General features: G+C 55.2%; 24 protein-coding genes. 20 read left to right on the top strand and 4 right to left on the bottom strand.

The features are described 5' to 3' along the window. The first annotated feature begins 438 nt into the window (after positions 1–438). The 5 genes from HNQ81_RS02375 (at position 439) to HNQ81_RS02355 (ending at position 4,080) form a co-directional block, all read left to right on the top strand. Positions 439–1,635 (top strand): ATP-binding protein, encoded by a 1,197-nt coding sequence (locus tag HNQ81_RS02375; protein ID WP_183347894.1) that lies wholly within the window; start codon positions 439–441, stop codon positions 1,633–1,635. 39 nt (positions 1,636–1,674) lie between these two features. Further along, entirely contained in the window at positions 1,675–2,385 is a 711-nt protein-coding gene (locus HNQ81_RS02370; protein WP_205240337.1) for an ATP-binding protein, read from the top strand. Between the two features lie 98 nt (positions 2,386–2,483). Further along, a complete protein-coding gene (locus HNQ81_RS18005) occupies positions 2,484–2,657 on the top strand; it encodes a type II toxin-antitoxin system HicA family toxin (RefSeq protein ID WP_183347892.1) in 174 nt (57 codons plus the stop codon). Between the two features lie 54 nt (positions 2,658–2,711). Next, complete coding sequence (locus tag HNQ81_RS02360; RefSeq protein WP_183347890.1) at positions 2,712–3,110, top strand: type II toxin-antitoxin system HicB family antitoxin; 399 nt, start codon at positions 2,712–2,714, stop codon at positions 3,108–3,110. Positions 3,111–3,453: 343 nt separating this feature from the next. Next, positions 3,454–4,080, top strand: coding sequence for a DUF8612 domain-containing protein (locus HNQ81_RS02355; protein ID WP_183347887.1), 627 nt, complete (start codon positions 3,454–3,456; stop codon positions 4,078–4,080). 76 nt (positions 4,081–4,156) lie between these two features. Here the strand turns inward: HNQ81_RS02355 and HNQ81_RS02350 are convergent, their stop codons facing one another. Continuing rightward, positions 4,157–4,426: a helix-turn-helix domain-containing protein gene (locus HNQ81_RS02350; RefSeq protein WP_244960466.1), complete on the bottom strand. Its 270-nt coding sequence runs from the start codon at positions 4,424–4,426 to the stop codon at positions 4,157–4,159. A 45-nt stretch (positions 4,427–4,471) separates the two neighbouring features. After that, positions 4,472–4,714 carry a type II toxin-antitoxin system RelE/ParE family toxin gene (locus tag HNQ81_RS02345; protein ID WP_205240338.1) on the bottom strand — a complete coding sequence of 81 codons (243 nt, stop codon included), beginning with the start codon at positions 4,712–4,714 and terminating at the stop codon, positions 4,472–4,474. Between the two features lie 159 nt (positions 4,715–4,873). On the opposite strand from HNQ81_RS02345, the gene HNQ81_RS17470 reads away from it, so the two are divergent. The 7 genes from HNQ81_RS17470 (at position 4,874) to HNQ81_RS02310 (ending at position 13,676) form a co-directional block, all read left to right on the top strand. Further along, on the top strand, positions 4,874–5,116 hold the full coding sequence (locus tag HNQ81_RS17470; RefSeq protein ID WP_183347881.1) for a hypothetical protein: 243 nt from the start codon (positions 4,874–4,876) through the stop codon (positions 5,114–5,116). A gap of 6 nt (positions 5,117–5,122) precedes the next feature. Further along, positions 5,123–5,254 (top strand): helix-turn-helix domain-containing protein, encoded by a 132-nt coding sequence (locus HNQ81_RS17465; protein ID WP_183347879.1) that lies wholly within the window; start codon positions 5,123–5,125, stop codon positions 5,252–5,254. A 279-nt stretch (positions 5,255–5,533) separates the two neighbouring features. Beyond that, a complete protein-coding gene (locus tag HNQ81_RS02330) occupies positions 5,534–6,070 on the top strand; it encodes a GspH/FimT family pseudopilin (RefSeq protein ID WP_183347987.1) in 537 nt (178 codons plus the stop codon). 4 nt (positions 6,071–6,074) lie between these two features. Further along, a complete protein-coding gene (locus HNQ81_RS02325) occupies positions 6,075–6,809 on the top strand; it encodes a PilW family protein (protein ID WP_183347985.1) in 735 nt (244 codons plus the stop codon). Continuing rightward, complete coding sequence (locus HNQ81_RS02320; protein ID WP_183347877.1) at positions 6,806–7,180, top strand: type IV pilus modification PilV family protein; 375 nt, start codon at positions 6,806–6,808, stop codon at positions 7,178–7,180. Before HNQ81_RS02325 ends, HNQ81_RS02320 begins: the two co-directional genes overlap by 4 nt. An 8-nt stretch (positions 7,181–7,188) precedes the next feature. Beyond that, positions 7,189–7,848, top strand: coding sequence for a pilus assembly PilX family protein (locus tag HNQ81_RS02315; protein WP_183347875.1), 660 nt, complete (start codon positions 7,189–7,191; stop codon positions 7,846–7,848). A 107-nt stretch (positions 7,849–7,955) separates the two neighbouring features. Then, positions 7,956–13,676: a pilus assembly protein gene (locus HNQ81_RS02310; protein WP_183347873.1), complete on the top strand. Its 5,721-nt coding sequence runs from the start codon at positions 7,956–7,958 to the stop codon at positions 13,674–13,676. Positions 13,677–13,779: 103 nt separating this feature from the next. On the opposite strand, the gene HNQ81_RS02305 is transcribed toward HNQ81_RS02310, so the two are convergent. After that, positions 13,780–13,974, bottom strand: a complete 195-nt coding sequence (locus HNQ81_RS02305) for a heavy-metal-associated domain-containing protein (RefSeq protein ID WP_183347870.1) — start codon at positions 13,972–13,974, stop codon at positions 13,780–13,782. Positions 13,975–14,469: 495 nt separating this feature from the next. On the opposite strand from HNQ81_RS02305, the gene HNQ81_RS02300 reads away from it, so the two are divergent. From HNQ81_RS02300 to HNQ81_RS02285, 4 genes are all read left to right on the top strand, one after another. Continuing rightward, positions 14,470–16,953: a heavy metal translocating P-type ATPase gene (locus HNQ81_RS02300; RefSeq protein WP_183347869.1), complete on the top strand. Its 2,484-nt coding sequence runs from the start codon at positions 14,470–14,472 to the stop codon at positions 16,951–16,953. Between the two features lie 163 nt (positions 16,954–17,116). After that, positions 17,117–18,394 carry a sulfate adenylyltransferase gene (sat, locus tag HNQ81_RS02295; protein ID WP_183347867.1) on the top strand — a complete coding sequence of 426 codons (1,278 nt, stop codon included), beginning with the start codon at positions 17,117–17,119 and terminating at the stop codon, positions 18,392–18,394. Positions 18,395–18,491: 97 nt separating this feature from the next. Then, positions 18,492–19,562, top strand: a complete 1,071-nt coding sequence (gene aroB / locus HNQ81_RS02290) for a 3-dehydroquinate synthase (protein WP_183347865.1) — start codon at positions 18,492–18,494, stop codon at positions 19,560–19,562. A gap of 74 nt (positions 19,563–19,636) precedes the next feature. Beyond that, entirely contained in the window at positions 19,637–20,137 is a 501-nt protein-coding gene (locus HNQ81_RS02285) for an FmdB family zinc ribbon protein (protein WP_183347863.1), read from the top strand. Positions 20,138–20,209: 72 nt separating this feature from the next. Here the strand turns inward: HNQ81_RS02285 and HNQ81_RS02280 are convergent, their stop codons facing one another. Continuing rightward, positions 20,210–20,554, bottom strand: coding sequence for a hypothetical protein (locus HNQ81_RS02280; RefSeq protein WP_183347861.1), 345 nt, complete (start codon positions 20,552–20,554; stop codon positions 20,210–20,212). A gap of 138 nt (positions 20,555–20,692) precedes the next feature. Here HNQ81_RS02280 and HNQ81_RS02275 point away from each other — a divergent pair, with 138 nt between their 5' ends. From HNQ81_RS02275 to HNQ81_RS02260, 4 genes are read left to right on the top strand one after another with little or no spacing between them, the layout of a single operon-like run. Continuing rightward, positions 20,693–21,820, top strand: coding sequence for an SPFH domain-containing protein (locus HNQ81_RS02275; RefSeq protein ID WP_183347859.1), 1,128 nt, complete (start codon positions 20,693–20,695; stop codon positions 21,818–21,820). A gap of 6 nt (positions 21,821–21,826) precedes the next feature. After that, complete coding sequence (locus HNQ81_RS02270) at positions 21,827–23,080, top strand: TFIIB-type zinc ribbon-containing protein (RefSeq protein WP_183347857.1); 1,254 nt, start codon at positions 21,827–21,829, stop codon at positions 23,078–23,080. A gap of 25 nt (positions 23,081–23,105) precedes the next feature. Then, entirely contained in the window at positions 23,106–23,624 is a 519-nt protein-coding gene (locus HNQ81_RS02265) for a nucleoside deaminase (protein WP_183347855.1), read from the top strand. 49 nt (positions 23,625–23,673) lie between these two features. Continuing rightward, complete coding sequence (locus HNQ81_RS02260) at positions 23,674–24,678, top strand: radical SAM protein (RefSeq protein ID WP_183347853.1); 1,005 nt, start codon at positions 23,674–23,676, stop codon at positions 24,676–24,678. The last annotated feature ends 6 nt before the right edge of the window (positions 24,679–24,684 follow it).

Below are 24,684 nucleotides of genomic sequence, written 5' to 3'. Positions count from 1 at the left end.
GTTGTCATCCCGAATTGCCCCCACTGCCATCTCGACCTTCCCCCGTTGTCATCTCGACCCCAAGGGAGAGATCTCAAAAGGACTGGTAGTCATCCCCGCTGAGAAAATCTTCAGTTCCTCCGGTGGAAGCGTACTTTTCAAACAAAGCCGCCGCCATCATTGCTCACTCCATCCCATACCAGGCAGGCATCGTCTGTCAATCCAGATGATGCCGACGATCAGCGCCGGCCAGAGCAGATGTTTGATGGCCAACGTCAGGACGAGGAAGATGTCAGCGCCGCCGCCTGGGCGAAAACCGGCCGGACCCTGCCGATAATCATCATCCGGGCAAGAAGCCTCGGGACCAGATCCTGAAAAGCCTGAACTCGAGCACGGCGATCTATGGATAGATTGTAAGTCGAATTGACAATCCATGCAATTTCTTGCTATCATCCTCCCATGATACAACGAAAACTCAGTGCCAAACTCCTTGAACTTACCCGCCATTATCCCGTCGTTGCCGTCACCGGCCCCCGGCAGGCCGGGAAAACCACGTTGTGCCGGGCCACCTTTCCGGATAAACCCCGTGTCTCGCTGGAATCCCTCGATGTGCGGGAGTTTGCCGCCCACGATCCGCGGGGTTTTCTGCATGAATACCGGCAGGGGGCAGTCCTCGACGAGATTCAACAGGCGCCGGAGCTGGTCAGCTATCTGCAGGCCGACATCGACGAACGGCCGGAGCCGGGGCGTTTCATTCTCACCGGCTCGCAGCATCCGGCAATATCTCAGACCATCTCCCAGTCGCTAGCCGGCCGCTGTGGCATGCTCACCCTGCTTCCCCCTGATATCGATGAACTGCGGGGTTTTCCCGAGATCCCGGACGAACTGTTTACGCTGCTCTGGCAGGGCAGCTATCCACGGATCTATGACCGGAAAATTCCTGCCGCCCAGTGGCTTGCCGATTATATCGCCACCTACGTGCAGCGGGATGTCAGGCAGGTGGTGAATGTCGGCGATCTGATCGGTTTTACGAGCTTTCTCAGGCTCTGCGCCGGACGCACCGGGCAGGAGATCAATCTGTCGGCGCTGGGAGCTGATGCCGGAGTCTCGCACAATACCGCCAGGGCCTGGCTGTCCATCCTCGAGGCGTGCTATATCATCCACCGGGTTCCCGCGTACCATGCCAATATCCGCAAACAGGTGGTCAAGGCGCCGAAATTGCATTTTTTTGACAGCGGGCTGGCCTGTGCCCTGCTGCAGATCAGGGAACCAGGGCAACTTCGACTGCACCCGCTGCGCGGCGCTATCTTCGAGAGCTGGGCCGTGGCCGAATTGTACAAAACGCTCGCCCATCAGGGGGAGCAGCCGCTTCTGCACCATTATCGGGAAAGCCGGGGCCTGGAGGTGGATATCCTGGTGCAGCGCGGCGATACGCTGCATGCGGTCGAGATCAAATCCGGAGCAACTGCGGCTGCTGATTTCTTCAAGGGATTTGGACCGTTCAGAGAGCGGATGCGAGGGGCCGGCTTTGCCGGAGAAATCGTCAATGCGGTGATCTATGGCGGCGATACGTCGCAACGGCGAAGTGCGGCAAGGCTTGTTGGCTGGCGGGATGTGGGCGGTTTTTTCGCCGGTGCCGAAGCAGAAAAGGGGTGACACGCCGCTTGCTCTGCGCGACCTGCCGGTGCCGGTCGGTTGAAGCCGTCGATCTCCGCCTACGCTGGGAAAACGACGTTTGCACGAGGGTCATGTTGCTGCGTCTGTAATTTCTTACAATCTCAGTCACTTAACGACCTGATACGCGAAGATGTGCTTGAGTTTTCGCGTCTGCACGAAATCACCACGATGCGCCTTTTTGTCGAGTTGTTGCGGGAACGCGTGGGCTCGCCGCTGTCGCTGGCATCCATGGCACGGGACCTGGCGGTCGCCCCCGCGACCTTGAAACGCTATCTGGATATCCTGGAGGCTTTGTTTATCGTCTTCAGTGTTCGCCCTTGGCGCCGCAATATCGCCCGCGCTATTCTGCAGAGCCCCAAGGTGTATTTTTATGATACGGGACTGGTCCGGGGTGATCGAGGTGTCGTTCTGGAAAATGCCGTTGCCGGAATGTTGCTGAAACATATACATTTTCTTCAGGATAGCGGCGGTCGGACTGTCGGCCTGCATTATATCAGGACAAAAGACGGCACTGAGGTTGATTTTGCCCTGAGTGAGGATGGACGTTTGACGCAGATGATCGAGTGTAAATTGGCTGATGCCAGGCCGCACCGTGGATTGGCCCGCTTTGGCGACCAGTTTCCCCAGGCAGAGTCGGTACAGATTGTCCATGGCCTGCGACAGGAAGAATTCCGGAACGGTATACGAATTACCGATGCCGGCACCTGGCTCATGGGTCTGTCGGCATAGCGAGAAATGTCATCCCGAATTTTCCTCTTTTTCGTACGTAATACAACCATTGACCTATATACACACATGTGTAATAATGTCTATATGAAAGGGAAAATGTGAAGAAACAACATCTGATAAGGGAGTTGAAGGCAAGAGGGGCCAGGTTGATACGGCAAGGAGGGAGTCATGAGTTTTGGGAGAGTCGGAAGGGATACAGGTTCCCGGTTCCAAGACACAACGAGATTGACGAAAGGCTGGCAAAAGAGATCATCAGACAAGCGGAAAAATGACAGGAGGGTCCAACTGGCCTCTCCCCCATCATCTTTTCATGGAGAGGGAACACCATGACCACGTATTATGCAATATTCTACAAACTGGAGTCCGGCGGCTGGGGCGTACGTTTCCCCGATGCCCCGTCGATCCATACGAGCGGCAAGGATCTCGACGAGGCTGTGGCAATGGCCGTCGATGCCTTGAGCGGTATGCTGGTGGTCGGCCGCAAGGGTCGGGAATACTCGGCTCCGAGCGGTTACGAGGCGGTCATGGCGCAGGCCGACAAGGGGGAACTGGTTTTCCCGATAATCCCCAGCGAGGCGACCATGGAAGAGTACCGCCCGAAAAAGAGGGTCAACGTCATGGTGCCGGTGGATCTCTTGAAGCGCATTGACGAGCGCGTCAAGGCGACCTCCGGTATGGACCGGTCCAGGTTTTTCAGCCAGGCGGCTGAAAAATCGCTGCGTTAAGACCATCTCTACGGCTTCGTCCGGGACTGACCTCCCCTCTTTCTGTCATCTCGCCCTGCCCCATGGCATCTCGCTCGACCCCCGCTGTCATTTCGTTTTTTCCCGCTGTCATTTCGAAGCGCAGCGAGAAATCTCGTTGTTCCCGATAGGGCGAAGGGCGTGAGGCTGCCCCCGCTGTCATTTCGAAGCGCAGCGAGAAATCTTGTTGTTCCCAATAGGGCGAAGGGCGTAAGGCTGCCCCCGGTGTCATTTCGAAGCGAAGCGAGAAATCTCGTGATGCCGTGGTTGCCTTTCTCGGAGTGTCGCCACCGACCGGGACCACCTCGAGCGGACGACGGTCATCATGTTGTCGGCCTACGGCAGCATCGCCATCGCCATCACCGCCGCCCTGCACGAGACCAACGACAATCGCGTCCAGACCTCGAAACTGCTGGAGATCAGCGATCCGTCACCGCTGTCGCTGGCATCCATGGCACGGGACCTGGCGGTCGCCCCTGCGACCTTGAAATGCTATCTGGATATCCTGGAGGCTTTGTTTGTCGTCTTCAGTGTTCGCCCTTGGCGCCGCAATATCGCCCGCGCTATTCTGCAGAGCCCCAAGGTGTATTTTTATGATACGGGGCTGGTCCGGGGTGATCGAGGTGTCGTTCTGGAAAATGCCGTAGCAGGAATGTTGCTGAAACATACACATTTTCTGCAGGATAGCGGCGGACGGACCGTCGGCCTGCATTATATCAGGACAAAAGACGGCACGGAGGTTGATTTCGCCCTGAGTGAGGATGGGCGTTTGACGCAGATGATCGAGTGTAAATTGGCCGATGCCAGGCCGCACCGTGGATTGGCCCGCTTTGGCGAACAGTTTCCCCAGGCAGAGTCGGTACAGATTGTCCATGGCCTGCGCCAGGAAGAATTCCGGAACAGTATACGAATTACCGATGCCGGCACCTGGCTTATGGGTTTGTCGGTATGACGGTACAGAAACTGCTCGATGGCTTACCTCCAAGGAGTACTCAGCCTGCCCCTCTCCTTTTTGCCCCCATTTTTCATCAGATAATTACCTGGATTCCTTTCCTTTCTATTAGATCAAGCAACCTTTTCGAGGCACCGGCAGGTTTCTTGGCGCCTCGTTCCCATTGCTGTACCGTGGAGGTACTGACATTCATCGCAACCGCAAGAGCAGATTGACTGAGTTTATTTTTTTTTCTCAACCCAACTACTTCAGCGGGAGAATACTCCTTCACATCTGGCAGACATAGAGCCGCAATGTTCCTCATTGTGATTTCATCGACAAGGCCTATCTTTTGAAGATCGGCCATGGTATCCATAATCGAATTTTTTATTGATTCCCGCATAACTTAACCTCAATCAATACTCCGGTTTCTATAGATTTTTGAATGTCGGCCGCAGAATAGGCAAACAGTATTTTGGCGAACGCCTTGAGAGCATCGAGTTCTTTTGATGAGAGGTTTGATTTTTCGTTTCTTGATTATCTTGCTTCCAAGACTGGCTTCAAAAGCGCCTTGTTCAACTTCTTCAAGGGTGTTGGCTAAATCTCCAATGGATACGCCCTGATCGGCAGCCCATTTAGAGAATCTCTTTGTCATCAATCTCTTCATTCTGCTAATATAACACCTGGTGCTATAGTTGGCGATTGTGAATCAACATTCAGGATAGAGCCGCCCCGGGCATGTCATCTCGATCTACCCCCGCTGTCATCTCGACCGCTAGGGAGAGATCTCAAACAGGCCTGGTAATCATCCCGCATGAACGACCAAATTCCTTGCCGCCGTCTGGGACCACCTCGAGCGGATGTCTGTCATCATGATGTTGGTCTACGGCAGCATCGACACCGCCATCGAGGCGAGGAGCGGGAGGCCCTGCGCCAGGAGAACCTGCAGTTGCAGCAGGCGCTCGGAATTCAACATCTGCCGCAGTATATGAAGGACAGGCGGTCGGCGGTGAGATGCCTGGGCGATTTCGACGACCTGTCGTTGAAACAGGCATAGGAAATCATGGAACAGGTGCTGATGGTCAAGGCCCTGGACGAGACCGGCGGCAACCGCGTCCAGGCCTCGAAACTGCTGGAGATCAGCTATCCGTCGCTGCCGGCGAAGATCAAGAAGTACGGGATAGATCCGGCGTAGAAAGCGGGCGGTGGCGGTGGGGGGCTGGTAAAATTGTTTTCATCTATAAAATGTTTTAATAGTGGATCGCAATGGGCTGATTTTGGAGCCGTATCACTGCGTAGTATGGCAAAATACAAATGTTTTTATTTGCAGCTGGTTATGACTTTTTTCTGGCTCTGTCATAACTGGCGTGAAAATTGAAAGAGTTTCTGCGGAGTTGCAGCGGGCGATATCGCAGCCAAGAGGGCAGGGAAACAGGCCCTGGCAAGGACGGACGATCTGGAGGAAAGGGGATCTATGGTGGCGCTGAAAAACAACAGAGGGTTCTCGCTGGTCGAGACGATGACGGTTATCGGGATTGTGGCGATCATGGGGACGTTCGCAGTCCCGCCAATGATATCGTGGCTGCAGAACAAAGGCCTGAACAGCGCGGCGAGGGATCTGTATTCAAATATGCGCAAGGCGCAGTCGATTGCGGTGAAGAATAATCGGAACTGTGCGATCAGCTTTGATGGTGATAAGGGATATACGGTGTATGTGGATAAAAATAAGAGTTTTTCCTATGATGCTGGGGATGAAAAAATAATGGAAGTGGCTTGGTCGCAATATAGAAATGTACAGTTGGATAAATCCATTTCTTTTGCGGCAAACGACGAGGATTATTTTGATGAGAACGGCGAAACTTCGAAGAAACCTACAGTCGCATTTCGACCTAACCTGATTCCAGTTGATCCTGGTGGCTCTGGAAATGGAAAAGTCGTACTTCGAAATAGTAACTCCACAGCAGAGATAGCAGTCAGTGTCAGTGGCAATATATCTTTGAAATGGAACTGAAAATATGAGAAATAATGAAAGCGGTTTTACCCTTATCGAGTTGATGGTAGCTACGGCAATGGTGACGATTGTGGTTGGCGTCATCTATGCTGCCTACAATATCCAGACCAAGATATATACCGAACAGGACAAGACGGCTGAAATGCAGCAGAATATTAGATCCGGGATGTGGTATCTGCAGCGTGAGGCGCGAATGGCAGGGTATAATCCCGAAAATATTGAACATGATTCCTGTAGTGCAGGTAGTGCTACTTTAGCAGCCCCTGGTATTCACACCGCTGAATTAGATTCGTTTGGTTTTTCCATGGATTTTCGGGGAGATGATATAACCGATAAAGAAGGTGATGGTGCTTGTGACGATCCTGGTGAAAACGTCACTTACTCAATTAAAGATGGAAATCTCGTGCGCGCAGCTCCGACTAATAGAAATCCAATAGCCGAAAACATCACTAAAATTGATTTTCTTTATCTGCTCGAGAATTCGAATGGTGTCAAGACTCTTTCACGTGATCCGGGAAATTTAAATGATATTGTGGCTGTACAGGTTTCAATACTCGCGCGGACAAAAACTGAAGATCGAAAGGCGGCAACCACCTCAACATTCATCCTGCCAGTTCCAAAGCCAGCCTGGGGAGATGATGATACTGAAACAATTGAATGGGAAGAGAAAGATAACAGCTACCGCTATCGCCTGCTAACCACGACCATCAATCTCCGCAACATGGGGCTGCTAAAATGAGGTTTGCACTGAAAGAACAGGGGTTTTCGTTGTTGGAAGTTATTATCGCTCTGGCGATTTTTTCCATCAGTATTATCGCCCTGTATGCAATTCAAACGCGGACGATCACTCAGAATGCAACAGCGAGCCGGATAACAACCGGGAGCACTTGGGCATCGGAGAAGATAGAGGAACTCATATCTGCTGATTATGATACAGTTGCTAGCGATAATGATGAGTCTCCGGATAAAGTCTATAAGCTTGATTGGACAGTTACGAACGAAGTTCCGTTGCCGAATACCAAGACCATTAAGATGGTCGTCACAACCCCAGGGCGGACTGGAACGGGGAGTAAAGTGGAACTGGAATACATCAAACACAAGGGTATATGAGGACGGTTATGCAGCAGTTACGCAACATCTCGCAAAAAGAAGATGGCTATGTCCTCGTTGTCGCCCTTCTGGTGATGGCGATCCTTTCCCTTCTGGGCATTGCCGGCATGAATACATCGACATTTGAAATGCAGGTCGCCGGCAACGATTGGAACGCCAAAAGAACCTTTTACAAGGCGGATGGAGGGATCTCGCGAGGTATTGAATTGCTCGAACTGAATATTGCATGCGCTCCTGGATTCAGCGGCGATATCGTTGAAGATATTCACGTAAAATCGAAATCATTATATTTTAATTCTCCATTTGACCCTTACCCTGCCACTTCCCCTGAAATTCCTGGAGAATCTGACTCTGTAACAACAGGAATCAGCCTATTTGACGAACCAAAAGTAAAATACGATGCGGCTTATCCACATAATATTGACGATTTTCCTCCTGACTATGATGTTGGTTATCTTTATTTCGGTGGTGAAACCAAAATGTTAGAGGGCGGGGCCTTGCAGATGGCTGCTGGCTACGAGGGAAAAGGAAAATCAGCCGCGCAAGGCGGCGTTGCCAAAATCTACGATATCTATTCGCAGTTTCTTGGCCCGAAAAACAGCGAGTCCATCATTGTTGTCAATTGGCGGCACATGATTGGATCTGAAGGAACTTGTGGCGAATATTAAATGGTTTTTCTGGAATATTTATTTTTTTAAAATCTAATTATAGACAGAAAACAGTGTATTCAGGAGATTGTTGAGTGATTTCCAGTTTTACTTTTAAGGTGAGCTATATGCAAAAGAATATTTTTTTCCGATTGATCAAGATATTTTCCGTCGTATTGGCATGCAACACTATGACTGGTAATGTATTTGGCGCTGATGTTTGCAGTACCGGCACCGGGAAGCCGCCCTTTCTCACCTCCGGGGTGGATCCCAATTTGCTGCTGGTCCTAGATAACTCAGGCAGCATGCTAGATATGGCATATACAGATAAGGACCTGGATGCGGATACAGACGGAACTGGCCCTATCAAAGATGGTCCTGATACGGCAAGTTATTGTTCAGATTCGACATATAACGATCCGGTTCGACCCTACACAGGGTATTTTGATCAGGAAAGTTGGTACAGCTGGGATGACTCAGGTGTTTCCTATTGGGAGCCTGAAACTGAAAAACCACTCGTTTATGATAATGGAATACTTTACCAGTGCAAATCTGGCTCATGCGTTGGAGAACCGAGGGAAGACGACGGGTGGGAACCGGTAATTAGTGAAAATGGTACACTCCCTGAAGGTTTTACTTTCGTTGATGGGAAACTTTTTCAAGGCACTACCCCTGTTGATGAAGGTTTTTTTGCTGTAAGCGCCTCGGGATGCGTCGGCAAGGCCAGCGAAACAGCTTACTCTAACGATGATGTCTGCATCATCATTAATGAGTCCTTAATTCCCCAGAAAGTGGTCAAGTTTGCTGCCACAGGAAAATTTCTGAACTGGCTGTCTGCTTCCAAGTTCGACATCCAGAAAAAGATTTTGACTGGAGGCAAATACAATGCTGAGGCCAACATACTCATCTCGGAAAATCGCGGTTGCGCTGGGTCAGGTTTTCTGAAGGAAATCAAGGTGTCAAACGAGACAAAAGGAAACAAGGTTCTTTCCTTTAAGGTCAGAGGTCCTGTGTCTGGGAATCCTCTCGAATATGAAAATGACAAGATAGGAACTTCGGATAACACGACCAGGATAGAGATACTCGGCTTAACGTCCGTGGCCGAAGATCAAGACTCCGCTCTCCCCGAGGAATGTCAACTGGCAATCAACGAAATAATGTCTGGAGCTAATCTCAATGGCGTTTCTGGAAATATCGATAAATGTTTAGAATCATTTCGAGATGCAGAAAATGAGGAATTGACCGATCAACGGCCTGCTCTTAACCTTGCGCTACAGTTTTGTCAAGACCTTATAAATGATAGAGAGAGAAACCTTAACGCAATAATAGGAAAATGTGAAGATATTTATGAAGGTAACGCCCCCACGAAAAATGCTTATTTTCCTTCTGAAATCAATCCGTATTACGGGGGATACGTGTGCTATGGAATCTACGATTATCGTAAACCTCATGCTTCGCGATCTGGGTATATAGGACGCTGTTGGGATCCATCTGCTGGTGGTGAGACAAGCGAGTTACCATGCGCACCGAAACTGGCAACAGAAAATTGCAAGTTGGCTCCAGGTGCTACTTTTTGTGAATATTCTGACGAGACAACATTGCCAGGTTATACGTTGTTTAGAAATATTCTGGAAGATGGCAATGTGTATAATAAGGCTTGCCCGGATAACCAAATCCAAACAACAAAAGATGGTTTTAAAACTTGCAAAAAAGATGATTATTTTATTCTTTTACATACGAATACCATTTCCACATTCGATGAACCGACTTGTGGTGTATCAACAGATCAAAATTTAGATGACAAATGGGTGCCACCTGATCCACCTATTAGTCCGGAACTTGATGACACTACCCATTGTATCCTCCAAGCATCAATTGATTATTGCAACACGATGAGAGTGCCAGAGGTTATCGATCCTTCTGACGTGGCTTCCACCACTTCAGATTTCTGGAACGCCCCGGCCACCCTGATCGATTCCGGGATTATTGTCGCCTTTGGCACGGATCGTCCTTTAGCTGTCATGAAAGGACATGTAGGACTTCCTGAGGTTGAGGATAGTCCGGTCATACCCCAGGGTGTGATACATGAGGTTAAAGATGATCTGCGTATGGGTGCTATGGCTTTCAACGTTAATGGAGCCGGAACAGAATGTCCTATAGCTCTTGAAGACAAAAGTAGTCCGTTTTTGGATCCTTTTTGCGTTTCAACGTACCTTGACGGGGCAACAGTTATCGTTCCGATTAGAAACAGTGACGCAACTATAGATGGCAAAACTCATCTGGCCAACCTAACGCAAGAAATTAATCGGATACCAGCTACGTCGTGGACTCCTATTGCAGAAGCCATTTATAATGGACTTGGCTATTATGGGCAAAATGAAAACTGGAGGATTAATCCTGAAGATTTTCAAAATAATCTCGTTACAGACGATCCAGTTAAGGCCTGGTGTCAATCAAACAATATCCTTGTTATTACGGAAGGCGCTTCGACGGCCGATATCAATGTGAGCGTGAAAAATAAGATAACTGAATTGGCAGAGCTAGATGAACCAGTGAAAGATACTACTGTTGCTCCAGGGGCTGAAGGTGAATGTAAAAAAATAGTAAAGACCGGCGAGCAGCATTATTTGTACGGTTCAACGTATCTTGATGACCTCACTTACTTCGGACAACATGCCATTGGAGCTGGTATATACAAAGACCCGGTAATGCTGAGTGATAATAACGTTCCGGAGAATAAGCAGAATATTAAAACATATATAATCAGTACAAGTAATGCCGTTGGTGATCCGACGGATGAGTGCGTTCCGGCTACTTTGATGAAGAACGCAGCTGAAAATGGTGGTACAAAATTGTTGTTCGGAGAGAATCCGGAGGCGCTTGAGAAGAGTCTAAGGGATGCCTTAGCAGACATACTGTCTCGTGTTTCTTCCGGTTCATCCGCCTCCGTTGTTTCTTCAGCGCGAAGCGGTGAAGGAGCCATCTACCAGTCAATTTTTTGGCCGGAAAAGGAGAGTTTCTATAACAATAAAAAATACATTATCAACTGGGTCGGAGACGTACACGGGTTGTTTACGGATGATAAAGGCTATATTTATGAAGACACTAATCCTAATCGAACACTTGATCTGGATAGGGAAGATGGAATAAATGACAGACGTGTTGTCGTTTATTACGACGATTCAGATAAAAGGTCAAAGGTCTGTTATGGGGAAACTACTGTCATAAATGGAGGGGTTACATGCACAAATTCAGTTGAGCTTGAGGTAGTCAAATATCTTTGGTCGGCAAATGACAGGCTCTATGATCTGTCTGATGTTCAGAAGAATAGAGAAGTGAGTGCGAGTACTGGAGAATTCGACTTTGGCAAATATAAAGGTAAGAAAAGATATATATTCACTTGGAATGATCTAAACCACAACGGATATGTTGATTCATCTGAAGTCATTGGATTGGAAAAATCACCTATTCCAGAAACTCCTGAGTGGATTACCTTCGCCAAAGAGTTCTTTCCTGATGATTCATATACAGACGAAAAACAATATGGCTATGAATTGAATAACCTCATCAGCTGGTTGCGGGGTGATGACTGGACCGTTGACGAAGACCTCAATGATGACAATATACGGGATATGGTAGGAGATAGTGATCCAATTCCATTTGACAAAGATCCAACCGATGGACCTTTCCCTAGACAGGCAATGCGCAGCAGAACGATAGACACTTCTGAAGGTCCGTTCACATGGAGACTGGGCGATATCATCAACTCGACTCCGCAAACGGTGACCGCTCCCGCCGAAGGATATCATCTTATCTATAATGATATGTCGTACGCCAAATTTTATAGCCACTACAAAACCCGTCGTCATGTGGTGTATTTCGGTGGTAATGACGGCATGCTGCATGCGGTCAACGCCGGTTTCTACAGTGAAAAAGAAAAAAGGTTCTGTCTTGAAAAAACTGAGAGCAAATTAACTCTAGACGAAACCCAAGACACTCTTGATATCGGAAGATGTCAGAGTAGTGTCGAGGAAGAGGATGCAGGAGTCGATGCCCCTGCCTTGGGTGAAGAATTGTGGGCCTACCTGCCGTACAATCTGCACCCTCATCTTAAATGTCTGACTGACCCTGATTATACCCATAAATACTATGTGGATTTGAAACCGAGGGTATTCGACGTTCAGATTTTTCCCATTGATACCGATCATCCTGAAGGCTGGGGTACGATTCTGGTGGGTGGTTTGCGCCTCGGAGGTACGCCGGTCACGGTCCCGTATATGGACGGTACAACTTCCAAAAAACAACCGTTTGTTTCGTCATATTTTATCCTCGATATCACTAATCCTGAAAAACCGCCTGTACTTCTGGGGGAATTGACGCAGGAGCTAAATACTGATATGACAAACAAATGGGTTGATCTCGGATACTCGACTGTTATCCCAACTATGGTTGTCAAAAAAAATGGAACGACGAGCGAATGGTATCTGGTGCTTGGAAGTGGCCCCCATGGTGACGACGGTCTCAAGGGAGTGAGTGATCAGCAGGCCAAAGTAAGTGTTATACCTCTCAACAAACTCGTTAATAGCACCGCAACACCAGTCTTACGCATTTCAAACGATGAACCGACGGAAGATAATAACAGCGGAACATTTTTCCTTCCCGCTGGTGAAGAAGAAGAACCGACCTATAAAGGGTATGTTTCCGATCCTATTACAATCGATTTTGACATCAATCCGATTCCTAATGGTAGTTATATATCAGATGCTGTCTATTTCGGCACGGTCGAAGGCAATTTTGATCCAAATGCTACTCTGCCTTACTGGCAGGGAGGAGGGCATCTGTATCGATTGGTCATGGAACCATTGGGGCATGAGGTGGGAAAAGACGGCGATAAGACTCCTTACGATTGGGAGATCAAACCTCTGCTCGACCTGAGTGGTAAATTTATAACTGTCCCACCAACTGTCCCATCAGATCCATCAGTAACGAAGTTTGTCAGTACTGTGCCAGGGAACCCGATTCAACCGATAACCGCTGCTCCTTCAGTAAGTACGGATGGCTATAATTATTGGATCTATTTCGGTACTGGCCGTTTCTTTGACAAGGATGATAAAACTGATTCTACACAGCAGAGTTTTTACGGTATCAAAGAGCCGAGATCGTCTATAGGTAACACGCTTACCTGGGAAAAAGTAGAGTTGGACAAAACCGTAAACGCACCTGGTGGTAAAGGCCTGTTGCAGGTTGATCAAATACTGGTCAAACAAAGTGAAAACAATGATGCTGATCTGTCTTGCAGGCAAAATGCAGTGGAGCCTGATCCTGGTTATTGCTTGCCATCTGGCATCAGCAAATTTAGCCAATTGGAGAAGTATATTGCCGGAACAGGTAACTGTACTGCCTCGGACAAGGATCCTTCTTCGGTCATAGATAACTGTGTTGATGGATGGTACAAGAATTTCTTCCCTTATAATAATCGGGAACGAAATCTTGGGCAGGCTACTATACTCGGAGGACTGGTGACTTTTACCACGTACCAGCCATTCGGAGATATCTGTAAACCTGAAGGGGACTCGTATCTTTATGCGGTATATTATAAGACTGGAACTTCATGGCATAAAAATATATTTGGGGACTATGGACTCGATGATGAGATGTATGTCAAAAACAAACTGGAGCTTGGCCGTGGCTTGACCACGACACCAAACCTCTTCACCGGTGATGGCGAGAAGGGGGCTAAGGTATTCGTTCAGACCAGCACTGGTGAGATAGTTGAAATCAAGCAGGTTAACCTGCCGATTGAAAACTACAAAACCGGGCGCCAGAGATGGAAGGAATTTGAACGGTAAGATCAGTAATCTGTTGAATCGGTAATAAAAAAACCGGGCATCATCCGCATCGGATGTTGTTCGGTTTTTTTATTTGAAAGCTTTCCAGGGACGTCGTGGCGTCCTACCCAACCACCTCAAACCCAATCCTGCTGATCGCCGTCTTCACCGCCTCTACGGCGACTTCCCCATCATAGTTCGCTTCGTTCTTCGCCAAATCCACTTTCACATTGGAAATGCCGGGTAATTCCGACAACGCTTTCGTGACTGAGGCAACGCAATGCTGGCAGCTCATTCCCTTTATTTTGATTGTCGCCATTGTTGATCTCCCAGTGTTGAATTAAATTCTTAAATGCCTAGGGTAGATAATAGATGTTGGCGGAATGGAAATCAAGGTGGTTGGTGGGGGGGGTGATGGCGGGAAAAGCAAGATTCCTCGCTGCGCTCGGAATGACAGCGGGGGCGGGGGCGTGGTCTTGGCCCTATCGGGAAGGATGAGATTCCTCGCTGCGCTTCGAAATGACAGCGGGGGTGGGGGCTTGGCCTTGGCCCTATCGGGAAGGGTGAGATTCCTCGCTTTGCTCGGAATGACAAAAAAAGGGCTCGGAACGACGGTGGGGGTGGCGAAAGGGCAGTGGGGGCGGGTGCGTGGCCTTGGCCCTACCGGGGAGGATGAGATTTCTCGCTGCGCTTCGAAATGACAGCGGGGGAAGGTCGAAAGGGCAGAGGTAGGGTTGATAGGGCGGAGGTAGGGTTGATAGGGCAGTGGTAGGCTCGGAATGACAGGAGTAAGGCGGGCAAAGGAATGACGGATATGGCGGATCAAAAAAAAATTAAAAATATCGTGGTCAGGGGCATGCACTGTGCCGCCTGCTCGGCCCGGATCGAAAAGGTCGTCGGTGGTATGGACGGGGTAGCCGGGGTTGCCGTCAACTTGGCGGCGGAGACCATGGAGCTGGAGTGGGATGAGGCGAAGGTGCCGTTTGCTGACGTTGCCGCCCGGGTCAAGGATCTCGGGTTCGAGTTGATCGCCCCGGCCGCCGATGAAGAGATCACCCAGACCCTGGCGATCAGCGGCATGCACTGTGCCTCCTGTTCGGCCCGGATCGAAAAGGTTGTCGGCGATCTGCCCGGCGTCGTCGCCGCCGAGGTCAATCTGGCGACGGAGACGGCCAGGATCGTCTACCGCAGATCGGAAAGTTCGCCGCGGAAGATCCGCGAGACGATCGCCGCCCTCGGTTTCGAGGCCAGTGCGGTCGTCATCCGCGCCAGCGATTTCGAACTCCGGCAGCAGGAGAAGAAGGAGGAATTGGCGGCGATGCAACGCCGTCTGGTGCTGGCCTTCTGTTTCACGATCCCGCTGCTCTACGTGGCGATGGGGGAAATGGCGGGGCTGCCGCTGCCGGCCCTGCTCAGCCCGCATCAGAACCCCCTGGCCTTTGCCCTGATGCAGCTGCTCCTCGTCCTGCCGGTGATGTGGCTGGGGCGCAGTTTCTATCTTATCGGCTTTCCGGCCCTGGCACGGCGCAGCCCGAACATGGATTCGCTGATCGCCGTCGGCACCGGCGCCGCTTTCGTCTATTCGCTGTGGAGCCTGATCGAGATCGCCCTCGGCATCGATCCCCACGCCCGGGCGATGGATCTGTACTTCGAGTCGACCGGGGTCCTGCTGGCCCTCGTGTCGCTCGGCAAGTACCTGGAGGCCCGGGCCAAGTCGCACACCTCCGACGCCATCATCAAACTCATGGCCCTGACCCCCGATACCGCCATTGTCCTGCGGGATGGCGCCCAGACGACGATGCCGACGGCCGAGATCGAGGCCGGTGACCTGCTGCTGGTCCGGCCCGGCGACCGGATTCCGACCGACGGCGTGATCGAATACGGCGCCTCGGCGGTCGACGAGGCGATGCTCAGCGGCGAGAGCATGCCGGTCGACAAGAAGGCGGGGGACAAGGTCTTCGGCGGCACGGTCAACAGCCAGGGCGAGCTCCATGTCCGCGCCCAACAGACCGGGGAGGACACGGTCCTGGCCCGGATCGTGCGGATGGTGCAAGAGGCCCAGGGCTCGAAGGCGCCGATCGCCAACCTCGCCGACACCATCAGCCTCTACTTCGTCCCGGCGGTCATCGTCCTGGCGATCGCCACCGGCCTGGTATGGTTCCTGATCGGTGACGCCCCCTTTACCGCCAGTCTCCGCTACTTCATCGCCGTGCTCGTCATCGCCTGCCCGTGCGCGATGGGGCTGGCGACTCCGACCTCGATCATGGTCGGCACCGGCCGCGGCGCCCAGCTCGGGGTCCTGGTCAAGAACGGCGCCGCCCTCGAGACCGCGGCCAAGGTCGATACCGTGATCTTCGACAAGACCGGCACCCTGACCGTCGGCCGGCCGGCGGTGACCGATATCGTCCTCTTTGGCGATGAGCTGACCGAAGACGAGATCCTGCGGCTGGTGGCCTCGATGGAGCAGTCCTCGGCCCACCCCCTGGCCGAGGCGATCGTCCGCCAGGCCCAGGAGCGCAACCTTGCCCTCGTCCGCCCAGAAAGGTTCGCCTCGCTGACCGGCCTCGGCGTCGAGGCGAAGATTGACGGCCGGCAACTGTGTTTCGGCAACCGCGAGCTGCTGGAATCGCGCGGGATTGCCCTGCAGCCGGCGGAGGAGCGGGCGCTGGCGCTGGCCGGGGCCGGCAAGACCGTCCTCTACTGTGCCGTCGACGGTCGTTTTGCCGCCATTGTCGCCATTGCCGACGCCCTGAAGCCGGAGGCCGGGGCGGTCGTCGCATCGCTGCGGACCATGGGGCGGCGGGTCATCATGCTGACCGGCGATCACCCGCTGACCGCCGAGAGCATCGCCGCCCAGGCCGGGGTGGACGAGGTCCACGCCCGGGTCCTGCCCGAGAACAAGGCCGAACGGGTGGCGGCGCTGCAGCAGCAGGGACGGATTGTGGCGATGGTCGGCGACGGCATCAACGACGCCCCGGCCCTGGCCCGGGCCGACCTCGGGATCGCCATGGGCACCGGGGTCGACATCGCGATGGAATCCGGCGATGTCGTGCTGATGCACGGCAGGCTGAAAGGGATCATCACCGCCCTGCGCCTGTCGCGGACGGTCATGCGCAATATCCGCCAGAACCTGTTCTGGGCCTTCGCCTTCAACGTCATCGGCATTCCGGTGGCGGCCGGGGTCCTGGTGCCGTTCGGCGGCCCGGCCCTCAACCCGATGCTGGCCGGGGCGGCGATGGCGCTGAGCTCGGTCACCGTCGTCAGCAACGCCCTGCGTCTCAGGTTCTTTCGGGGATGAGGGAATAACGGCGGCGGTGTACCGCTTTTGACGTTTTCCCTTGACTTTTCCCTCGTTTTTTTTATAAGTGGTACGTTGTGACTGAATGTCGATTCATTATGTTGTCGGGCGCGGAAGGCTGTGTCCGGCGTATGATTTAACCATTACAAGAAAGAGGAAATCTATGTCAAAATTGGTTGCACCTCACGGTGGAAAAGGCTTGGTATGTGCTTTGCTTTCCGGCAGCGAACGTGATGCAGAGTTGAAGAAGGCCGCTGGCCTGAAGCAGATCGAAATCTCGGCTCGCGCCAAAGGCGACTTGATCATGATGGGCATCGGCGGTTTCAGCCCGCTGTCCGGTTTCATGACCAAGGCTGACTGGAAGGGCGTCTGCGAGAAATTCCAGATGGCCGACGGCACCTTCTGGCCGGTTCCGATCACCCTCGATGTCTCCGCCGCCGATGCCGCAGCAATCAAGGAAGGCGACGAGATCGCCCTCGTCCGCAAGGGCGAGACGTTTGCCACCATGAAGGTCACCGAGAAGTATGAGATGACCGAGGCCGACAAGAAGTTCGAGTGCGAGAAGGTCTTCAAGGGCCTCGGCGACGACTCTGCCGATGACAAGTTCTGGAAGGTCGCGATGGAAGATCATCCCGGTGTCCAGATGGTTATGGCTCAGAAGGAATTCAATATCGCCGGTCCGGTCAAGGTTCTGTCCGAAGGCGAGTATCCGGCCGAGTATCCGGGCGTCTACCTGACCCCGGCCCAGACCCGCGCCATGTTCGACGAGCGTGGCTGGGCCAACGTCGCCGCCCTGCAGCTGCGTAACCCGATGCATCGCTCCCATGAGTATCTGGCCAAGATCGCAGTCGAAGTCTGTGACGGCGTTCTGATCCACTCCCTGATCGGCAACCTGAAACCGGGCGACATTCCGGCTCCGGTCCGTATCAAGGCGATCGACATCCTGATCAACAACTACTTCGTCAAAGAGAACGTCATCAGCGCCGGTTATCCGCTCGACATGCGTTATGCCGGACCGCGCGAAGGCCTGCTCCATGCCACCTTCCGTCAGAACTACGGCGTCAACGCCATGCTGATCGGCCGCGATCACGCCGGTGTCGGCGATTTCTACGGCCTGTTCGAGGCTCAGGACATCTTCGACCGCGTCCCGGTAACCGGCGATCCCGGCAAGGATCTGCTGTGCAAGCCGATGAAGATCGACTGGACCTTCTATTGCTACAAGTGCGACGGCATGGCTTCGCTCCGTACCTGTAACCATGGCAAGGAAGACCGCGTCATCCTCTCCGGAACCAAGCTCCGCAAGGCGCTGTCCGAGGGCGCCGAGGTTGTCGACCACTTCGGTCGCGACGAGGTTCTTACCCACCTCCGTGCCTACTATGAGGGTCTGACCGAGAAGGTCGAGGTCAAGATGCAGGGTGCTGCTTCCGGTTCCAAGATGTAATTGATCCACTGAAGCAGGTTTGCAAGGAGATACTTCCTGGTTTGGAAGTATCTCCTTTTTTTTCCATTGATCGCAATGGTTGTGGGCGAGGGTCGTTATGGCCGAAATTCAGGTTGGGCTTGGTGAGCGGAGCTATCCGATCCGTATTGAACAGGGCTGTCTGGCCCGGGTCGGCGAAGACCTGGCACGGCGTAGATTCGCCAAGCGCTATGGTGTCATCACCGATGACCGGGTGGAGGGCCTGTATGGCCAACAGCTGGTGCGACACCTCGCCGCTGCCGGGGTCCAGGCCGAGCTGTTCGCCTTCCCCCACGGCGAGGTCAGCAAGCACCTGGCGACGATCGGCGCCCTCGCCAGTCGCCTTGCCGCTGCCGGGTTTGACCGTCGCGATGGCCTGATCGCCTTCGGCGGCGGGGTCGTCGGCGACATCACCGGTTTTCTCGCCGCGATCTACATGCGCGGCATTCCCTTCGTCCAGGCGCCGACGACGCTGCTGGCCCAGGTCGACAGTTCGGTCGGCGGCAAGACCGGCGTCGATATCCCGGAAGGGAAAAATCTGATCGGCGCCTTTTACCAGCCGCAGGCCGTCTACATCGACCCGGAGGTCCTGGCGACCCTGGAGCCTGCCGAACTGCTCGGGGGGCTGGCGGAGGTCATCAAGTACGGGGTCATCCGCGACCCTGACTTCTTCGCCTATCTTGAGCGGAAACGGGAGGAGATCCTGGCCCTTGAAACCGCGGCGATTGAGGAGACGATCCTGACCTGCTGCCGGATCAAGGCCGAGGTCGTTGAGCAGGACGAGCGCGAGGGCGGGATGCGGCGGATCCTCAATTTCGGCCACACCATCGGCCACGCCGTCGAGGCCGCCTCGGGGTTTGCGATCAGCCATGGCCATGCGGTGGCGATCGGGATGGTGGCCGCGGCCCGGCTCGCCGTTGCCAAGGGGATGCTGGCGGTGGCGGCGGAGCAGCGGATAACGGCGCTGATTGCCGCCTACGGCCTGCCGGTCGCCATCCCGGCCGACCTTGACAGGGAGCGGATCAGGACCTATCTGAAAACAGACAAGAAAGCCGTGGCCGGCAAGGTCTTCTACATCCTGCCGACCGCCATTGGCGCCACCTCTATTACCGATGCGGTCTCCGAACGCCAGCTCGATCAGGTCCTCTGATCCGGCCGAGCCGGGCGGTGACGGCGGCCGGCTGCAAATCGCTGCACAATGCGCTGAACCAGGATGGTGACGAGATGCCGATTTACGAATTTTTCTGTGACCGCTGCAATGTGATCTTCAACTTTTTTTCCCGCCGGATCGACACCACCACCGCCCCTTCCTGCCCCCGCTGCGGCAAGGAAAAGCTGGCCCGGCAGATGTCGACCTTCGCCACGATCGGCAAGGCCGCCGGCGGCGAGGGCGAGGATCCGCTGAGCGGCCTCGACGAGTCGAAGATGGAGCAGGCCTTCGGCCGCCTGATGCAGGAGGCGGAGGGAATGAACGAGGAGGACCCGCGGCAGATGGCGTCGCTGATGCGCCGCTTCAGCCACGAGACCGGGATCAACCTCGGCGGCAATATGGAAGAGGCCCTGTCGCGCATGGAGGCGGGCGAGGATCCGGAGCAGATTGAACAGGAGATGGGGGATGTGCTCGGGGACGACGATATCTCCTTCGAAACCTTGAAGAAGAAGGCCGCCGTCGGGGGCAGGCGGCCGGGGCGGGACGAAAAGCTGTACGATCTCCATCCTTGCTGAAGATCATCTTGAAAGCGGGCAGCCGGTCCCTGATGCGGCGATTGACGCAACGAGAGCCGGCCGCCCCGGAGTTCAGTGGACCGTGTCCGAACCGCCGGTGAACAGGTGCTGCATCTCGTGCTCGTTTTCTTTGCGGCGGATGATATCCTGCGCTATTTCTTCACTGATGCCTAAAGCGCGGGCGAGTACGGCGACGTCGTAGTACGGTTCGCCGTCGGGGCCGCGGTAGATCGGCTGCAACTCGGGAAAATAGGTTTCGGAGGCGATGCCCGAGGCCTTGAGCAGGATCTCCTTGATCTCCGGCGGTCCGAACAGCATCAGCCATTCGACCGCTTCGGCCCAGACCTGCGAGTCGACCGTCTGGTGCCGCAGTATTTTCAGGGCGGTTTCGAGGTTCCATTGTTCTTTGAATTTCATGCGTCACTCTCCAAAGGCGTTGTTGTATTTCAGGTTACGGTGGTGATACTATAGTGTCTTTGTGGGGCACTGCATAGTACCGGTTGCAATAAATCGGCATCCGGTTTCACTATTCAACTCATCTATGGCGGAAACGATATGAACAGGTTCGACGGCGGGCTGTTTCTGGAAAATATCGAGTGGTTCGACGACAGCGGCAAGGAGCTGGTCCATCGGCTGCCGGAGGCAGGCTCGGGCGAGATCAAGTACGGGGCCCAGCTGACGGTGCGCGACAGCCAGGCGGCGGTCCTGTTCTACCAGGGCAAGGCCTGCGATGCCTTCGGCCCCGGCCGCCACACCCTGAAGACCGCCAACCTGCCGATCCTGACCAAGATCCTCTCCATCCCCTGGCGCGGCGACAGTCCGCTGCGGGCCGAGGTCTACATGGTCAACCTCAAGTATTTCACCGATCTCAAGTGGGGGACGATGGACCCGGTCGCCTTCCGGGACAGCGAACTCGGCCTGATCCGGCTCCGCGCCCACGGGGTCTACAGCCTGCAGATCGTCCAGCCGGTGCTGTTCATCAACGCCCTCGTCGGGACGATGGGCAGTTTTGCCACCGATGACATCGCCGCCTACCTGAAGAAGGTCATCGTCTCGCGGTTCAACGATTATCTAGGGGAAAGGCTCGATACCATCTTCAACCTGCCCGGCCAGTTCGAGGCCTTTTCGGTCGATCTGCAGCAACGGCTGGTGGAGGATTTCGCCCACTTCGGCCTCCGGCTGAGCCACCTCTACATCACCTCGATCACCCCGCCGGCGGAGGTCCAGCAGGCGATCGACGACCAGGGGCGGATCAATGCCATCAAGGACATGGACAAATTCGTGCGGATGAAGGCGGGCATGGCGATGGAAAAGGCGGCCGCCGGCCAGGGCGAGGCCGGCGCCGGCATCGGCATGGGGATGGGATTGATGCTGCCGGCGATGTTCGCCAGAAATCTCACCGCCACGACCCCGGTTCCGGCCGAGACGGCGCTGAAATCGATCTGTCCCGACTGCCGCAACGCCATCCCCGAAGAGGCGCGGTTCTGCCCGATCTGCGGCCACCAGCAGGTCATTCTCAGCCAGTGCCGTCATTGCGGCAAGAATCTCTCCCCCAAGGCCCGTTTCTGCTCGCAGTGCGGCCGGCCGACGGACCAGGCGGTCGCCGTGTCGCACTGTCCCGAATGCCGGGGCGAAAACCTGCCGGACGCCCTGTTCTGCAACCATTGCGGTCGGCGCTTGTAGGCGGCCATGGAGCTGGTCGTCGAGCAGAACTGTCCCTCCTGCGGCGCCCCCATTGTCCTGCATGAGACCGATCGGCTGGTGAGTTGTCCCTATTGCGACGTCAACAACTACATGGTGGGGGGAGGCGGCCTGCGGTTTCTGCTCCGCGCCGGATGTCCGGCCGGGATTGGCCCCGAGGATCTTCTATACCTGCCCTACCTCCGTTTCAAGGGCTGCATCTACCAGTGCCAGGGGGTCGAGGTCCGGCACGCGATGATCGACACGACCCGGATCGCCGTCGCCCATGATCGGCTCCCCATGTCACTCGGGCTGCGGCCGCAGGCGATGCAGCTGGTCCAGGGAACCGCGGCGATCGCCGGTCGCTTCGTCCCGCAGCAGGTCAAATCGGAGAGCGTTTTTGCCCAGGCGCTGCGACTGACCGCCCTGTTCAAGCGGGAGGCGAACGGTCAGGTCCGGCATCGGGCCTTTATCGGCGAGACGATCAGCCGGGTCTATCTGCCGGCCTTCGAGAAGGACGAGATGGTGGTCGATGCCGTGACCGACCTCCCAATCATGGAGCAGGGGCTGGAATGGCAGAAGCTCGTCGCCGCCGCCGTGCCCTTCCGCCGGGACTGGGAGCCGAGGTTCCTGTCGACGCTGTGCCCGCGCTGCGGGGCGCCGCTGCACGGCGAGGCCGACGCCCTGGTGCTGCAGTGCCGCAACTGCGAGACGATGTGGGAGGAGGCGGACGGCCGTTTTGCCGCCGTCGCCTGGGGCCGGGTCCCGGGGGCGGCGGCTGCCGACCGGGCGCTGCCGTTCTGGAAGATCGCGATCCGCCAGGATGGCGACGGGGGGCTGCAGACCTACGCCGATTTCCTCCGCCTGACCGGGCAACCGGTGGTGATCCGGGCCGAGGACGATGCCCGGCCGCTGGTATTCTGGACCCCGGCCTTCAAGCTGCAGCCGGCCGCCTTTCTCCAGACCGCCCACTATCTGACGGTGGCCCAGAAGCGGCTGGTTGATGGTGAACCAGGATCGCTACCGATCGCCTATCCGGTCAACCTGCCGCGGCGGGAGGCGGTGCAGGCGTTGAAATCTGTGCTGGCCGCGGCGACGCTGGCGCGGAAGCGGCTCTTCCCGCTGCTCCCCGCCCTTGACCTGCAGGCGGCCGCGACCACCTTGGTGTACCTGCCGTTTGCGGATGCCGGTCATGACCTGATCCAGCGGCAGACCGGCGTCGTCATTGCCGCGGCGGCGCTGCGATTCGGCAGAAAACTGTGAACTGGCGTCAGTGGGGGAGGGACGGATGGTGAGGGCGGAACCGCAGGCGGAACATGAAAAGTTTATGGCCCTGGCCCTGGCCGAGGCCCGGCAGGCCCTGGACCGCAACGAGTTTCCGGTCGGCTGCGTCGTCGTCCATGCCGGCGAGGTCGTCGCCACCGGGGCCCGGCAGCACAGCAGCGGCAGGGTCAACGAGCTCGACCACGCCGAACTCGTCGCCCTCCGGACCCTGTTCGACACCGCCCCGGAGCTCGACCTCACGGCGGTGACGGTGTACTCGACGATGGAGCCCTGCCTGATGTGCTATGCGACGATGGTCGTCAACAACGTCGGCACGGTCGTCTACGGCTACGAGGACGTCATGGGCGGCGGCACGAGCCTGGTTCTGCCGTCGCTGGCGCCGCTGTACGCCGACCGGCGGATCACGATCGTGTCCCGGGTCCTGCGGCCGCAGTGCCTGGAGCTGTTCCAGCGATTTTTCCGCAGCGGGGCCAACGGCTATCTCCACGACAGCCTCCTCGCCCGCTACACCCTCGACCAGTAAACCCGACCCCGCTGTACGACACCATTTTTTCAACCCCCAGGGAGCAGCCATGACCCACGTTGCCAGGACCGTCGCCTTCAAGCCGGGCGAGCGCAATATCTTTTTCCATATCCTCACCGCCTGCAATCTTTCCTGCCGCCACTGCTACATCAACCCGGCCCAGCACGGCAGCGAGACCCTGGCCCTGGAAACGATCCAGCGCTGGCTCGAACTGTTCGTCGCCCCGGGCAAAACCGGCAACGTCATCTTTCTCGGCGGCGAGCCGACCCTGCACCCGGATCTTGCCGCCGCCGTCGCCCATGCCAAGGGTCTCGGCTTCGGCGTCACCGTCGATTCGAACGGCTACCTGTTCCACGACTTTCTCCACCGCACCGATCCGGACCTCCTCGATTATCTCAGTTTCAGCCTCGACGGTCCCGACCCCGAGGTCAACGACCCGCTGCGGGGCAGCGGCGTCTTCGCCACCTGCGTCGCCAATATCAAAAGGGCGGTGGCGCTGGGGTTCCGCACCAGCCTGATCTATACCGTCAGCAGCCGCAATCTCCTCCATCTCGAGCGGATGGTGCCGTTGCTGGTCGAACTCGGGGTCAAAAAATTCTTTATCCAGGTTATCGGCCTGCGCGGCCGGTCGGCCGGTCCGGCGGCCGGCGACCACGTCTTCCAGGTCAGTCGCGACAGGTGGCTGGCGGTGGTTCCCGGAGTTGCGGCGAGGGCGGCGGCGCAGGGCATCCAGGTGACCTATCCCAAGGTCTTCATCGACCAGGATGAGAAGTTCGAATGCGCCGGCAGGGTGGCCGAGAACTACTTCATCTTCCCCAACGGCCGGGTCTACCAGTGCCCGCTGTGCGAGGATTATCCGATCAACGCCTGGCGCATCGAGGACGATGATCTGGTCAAAAACGAGGGCCTGTGCGAGGACCGGCTGTTCACCCTCGATATCCCCGAGGGCTGCGTGATGAACAAGCTGCTGCAGCCGGATACGATCGATTACGACGAAAAGGGGCGGCCGAGCCACAAGATCTCGTGCTGCCTGCTGAAACAGGAGATCGGCTAGATGCTC

This window comes from Desulfoprunum benzoelyticum (genome assembly GCF_014201505.1).
Classification (GTDB): Bacteria; Desulfobacterota; Desulfobulbia; order Desulfobulbales; family Desulfocapsaceae; genus Desulfoprunum; species Desulfoprunum benzoelyticum.
Note: the sequence above shows the minus strand (reverse complement) of the source record. Positions and strands in the feature narration are given on the sequence as shown.

Excerpts from the sequence above, each read along its gene's own strand:
- HNQ81_RS02375 (WP_183347894.1), top strand. The coding sequence starts at position 439 with ATGATACAACGAAAACTCAGTGCCAAACTCCTTGAACTTACCCGCCAT.
- HNQ81_RS02360 (WP_183347890.1), top strand. The coding sequence starts at position 2,712 with ATGACCACGTATTATGCAATATTCTACAAACTGGAGTCCGGCGGCTGG.
- HNQ81_RS02355 (WP_183347887.1), top strand. The coding sequence starts at position 3,454 with ATGTTGTCGGCCTACGGCAGCATCGCCATCGCCATCACCGCCGCCCTG.
- HNQ81_RS02350 (WP_244960466.1), bottom strand. The coding sequence starts at position 4,426 with ATGGCCGATCTTCAAAAGATAGGCCTTGTCGATGAAATCACAATGAGG.
- HNQ81_RS02345 (WP_205240338.1), bottom strand. The coding sequence starts at position 4,714 with ATGACAAAGAGATTCTCTAAATGGGCTGCCGATCAGGGCGTATCCATT.
- HNQ81_RS17470 (WP_183347881.1), top strand. The coding sequence starts at position 4,874 with ATGAACGACCAAATTCCTTGCCGCCGTCTGGGACCACCTCGAGCGGAT.
- HNQ81_RS17465 (WP_183347879.1), top strand. The coding sequence starts at position 5,123 with ATGGAACAGGTGCTGATGGTCAAGGCCCTGGACGAGACCGGCGGCAAC.
- HNQ81_RS02330 (WP_183347987.1), top strand. The coding sequence starts at position 5,534 with ATGGTGGCGCTGAAAAACAACAGAGGGTTCTCGCTGGTCGAGACGATG.
- HNQ81_RS02325 (WP_183347985.1), top strand. The coding sequence starts at position 6,075 with ATGAGAAATAATGAAAGCGGTTTTACCCTTATCGAGTTGATGGTAGCT.
- HNQ81_RS02320 (WP_183347877.1), top strand. The coding sequence starts at position 6,806 with ATGAGGTTTGCACTGAAAGAACAGGGGTTTTCGTTGTTGGAAGTTATT.
- HNQ81_RS02315 (WP_183347875.1), top strand. The coding sequence starts at position 7,189 with ATGCAGCAGTTACGCAACATCTCGCAAAAAGAAGATGGCTATGTCCTC.
- HNQ81_RS02310 (WP_183347873.1), top strand. The coding sequence starts at position 7,956 with ATGCAAAAGAATATTTTTTTCCGATTGATCAAGATATTTTCCGTCGTA.
- HNQ81_RS02305 (WP_183347870.1), bottom strand. The coding sequence starts at position 13,974 with ATGGCGACAATCAAAATAAAGGGAATGAGCTGCCAGCATTGCGTTGCC.
- HNQ81_RS02300 (WP_183347869.1), top strand. The coding sequence starts at position 14,470 with ATGGCGGATCAAAAAAAAATTAAAAATATCGTGGTCAGGGGCATGCAC.
- sat (WP_183347867.1), top strand. The coding sequence starts at position 17,117 with ATGTCAAAATTGGTTGCACCTCACGGTGGAAAAGGCTTGGTATGTGCT.
- aroB (WP_183347865.1), top strand. The coding sequence starts at position 18,492 with ATGGCCGAAATTCAGGTTGGGCTTGGTGAGCGGAGCTATCCGATCCGT.
- HNQ81_RS02285 (WP_183347863.1), top strand. The coding sequence starts at position 19,637 with ATGCCGATTTACGAATTTTTCTGTGACCGCTGCAATGTGATCTTCAAC.
- HNQ81_RS02280 (WP_183347861.1), bottom strand. The coding sequence starts at position 20,554 with ATGAAATTCAAAGAACAATGGAACCTCGAAACCGCCCTGAAAATACTG.
- HNQ81_RS02275 (WP_183347859.1), top strand. The coding sequence starts at position 20,693 with ATGAACAGGTTCGACGGCGGGCTGTTTCTGGAAAATATCGAGTGGTTC.
- HNQ81_RS02270 (WP_183347857.1), top strand. The coding sequence starts at position 21,827 with ATGGAGCTGGTCGTCGAGCAGAACTGTCCCTCCTGCGGCGCCCCCATT.
- HNQ81_RS02265 (WP_183347855.1), top strand. The coding sequence starts at position 23,106 with ATGGTGAGGGCGGAACCGCAGGCGGAACATGAAAAGTTTATGGCCCTG.
- HNQ81_RS02260 (WP_183347853.1), top strand. The coding sequence starts at position 23,674 with ATGACCCACGTTGCCAGGACCGTCGCCTTCAAGCCGGGCGAGCGCAAT.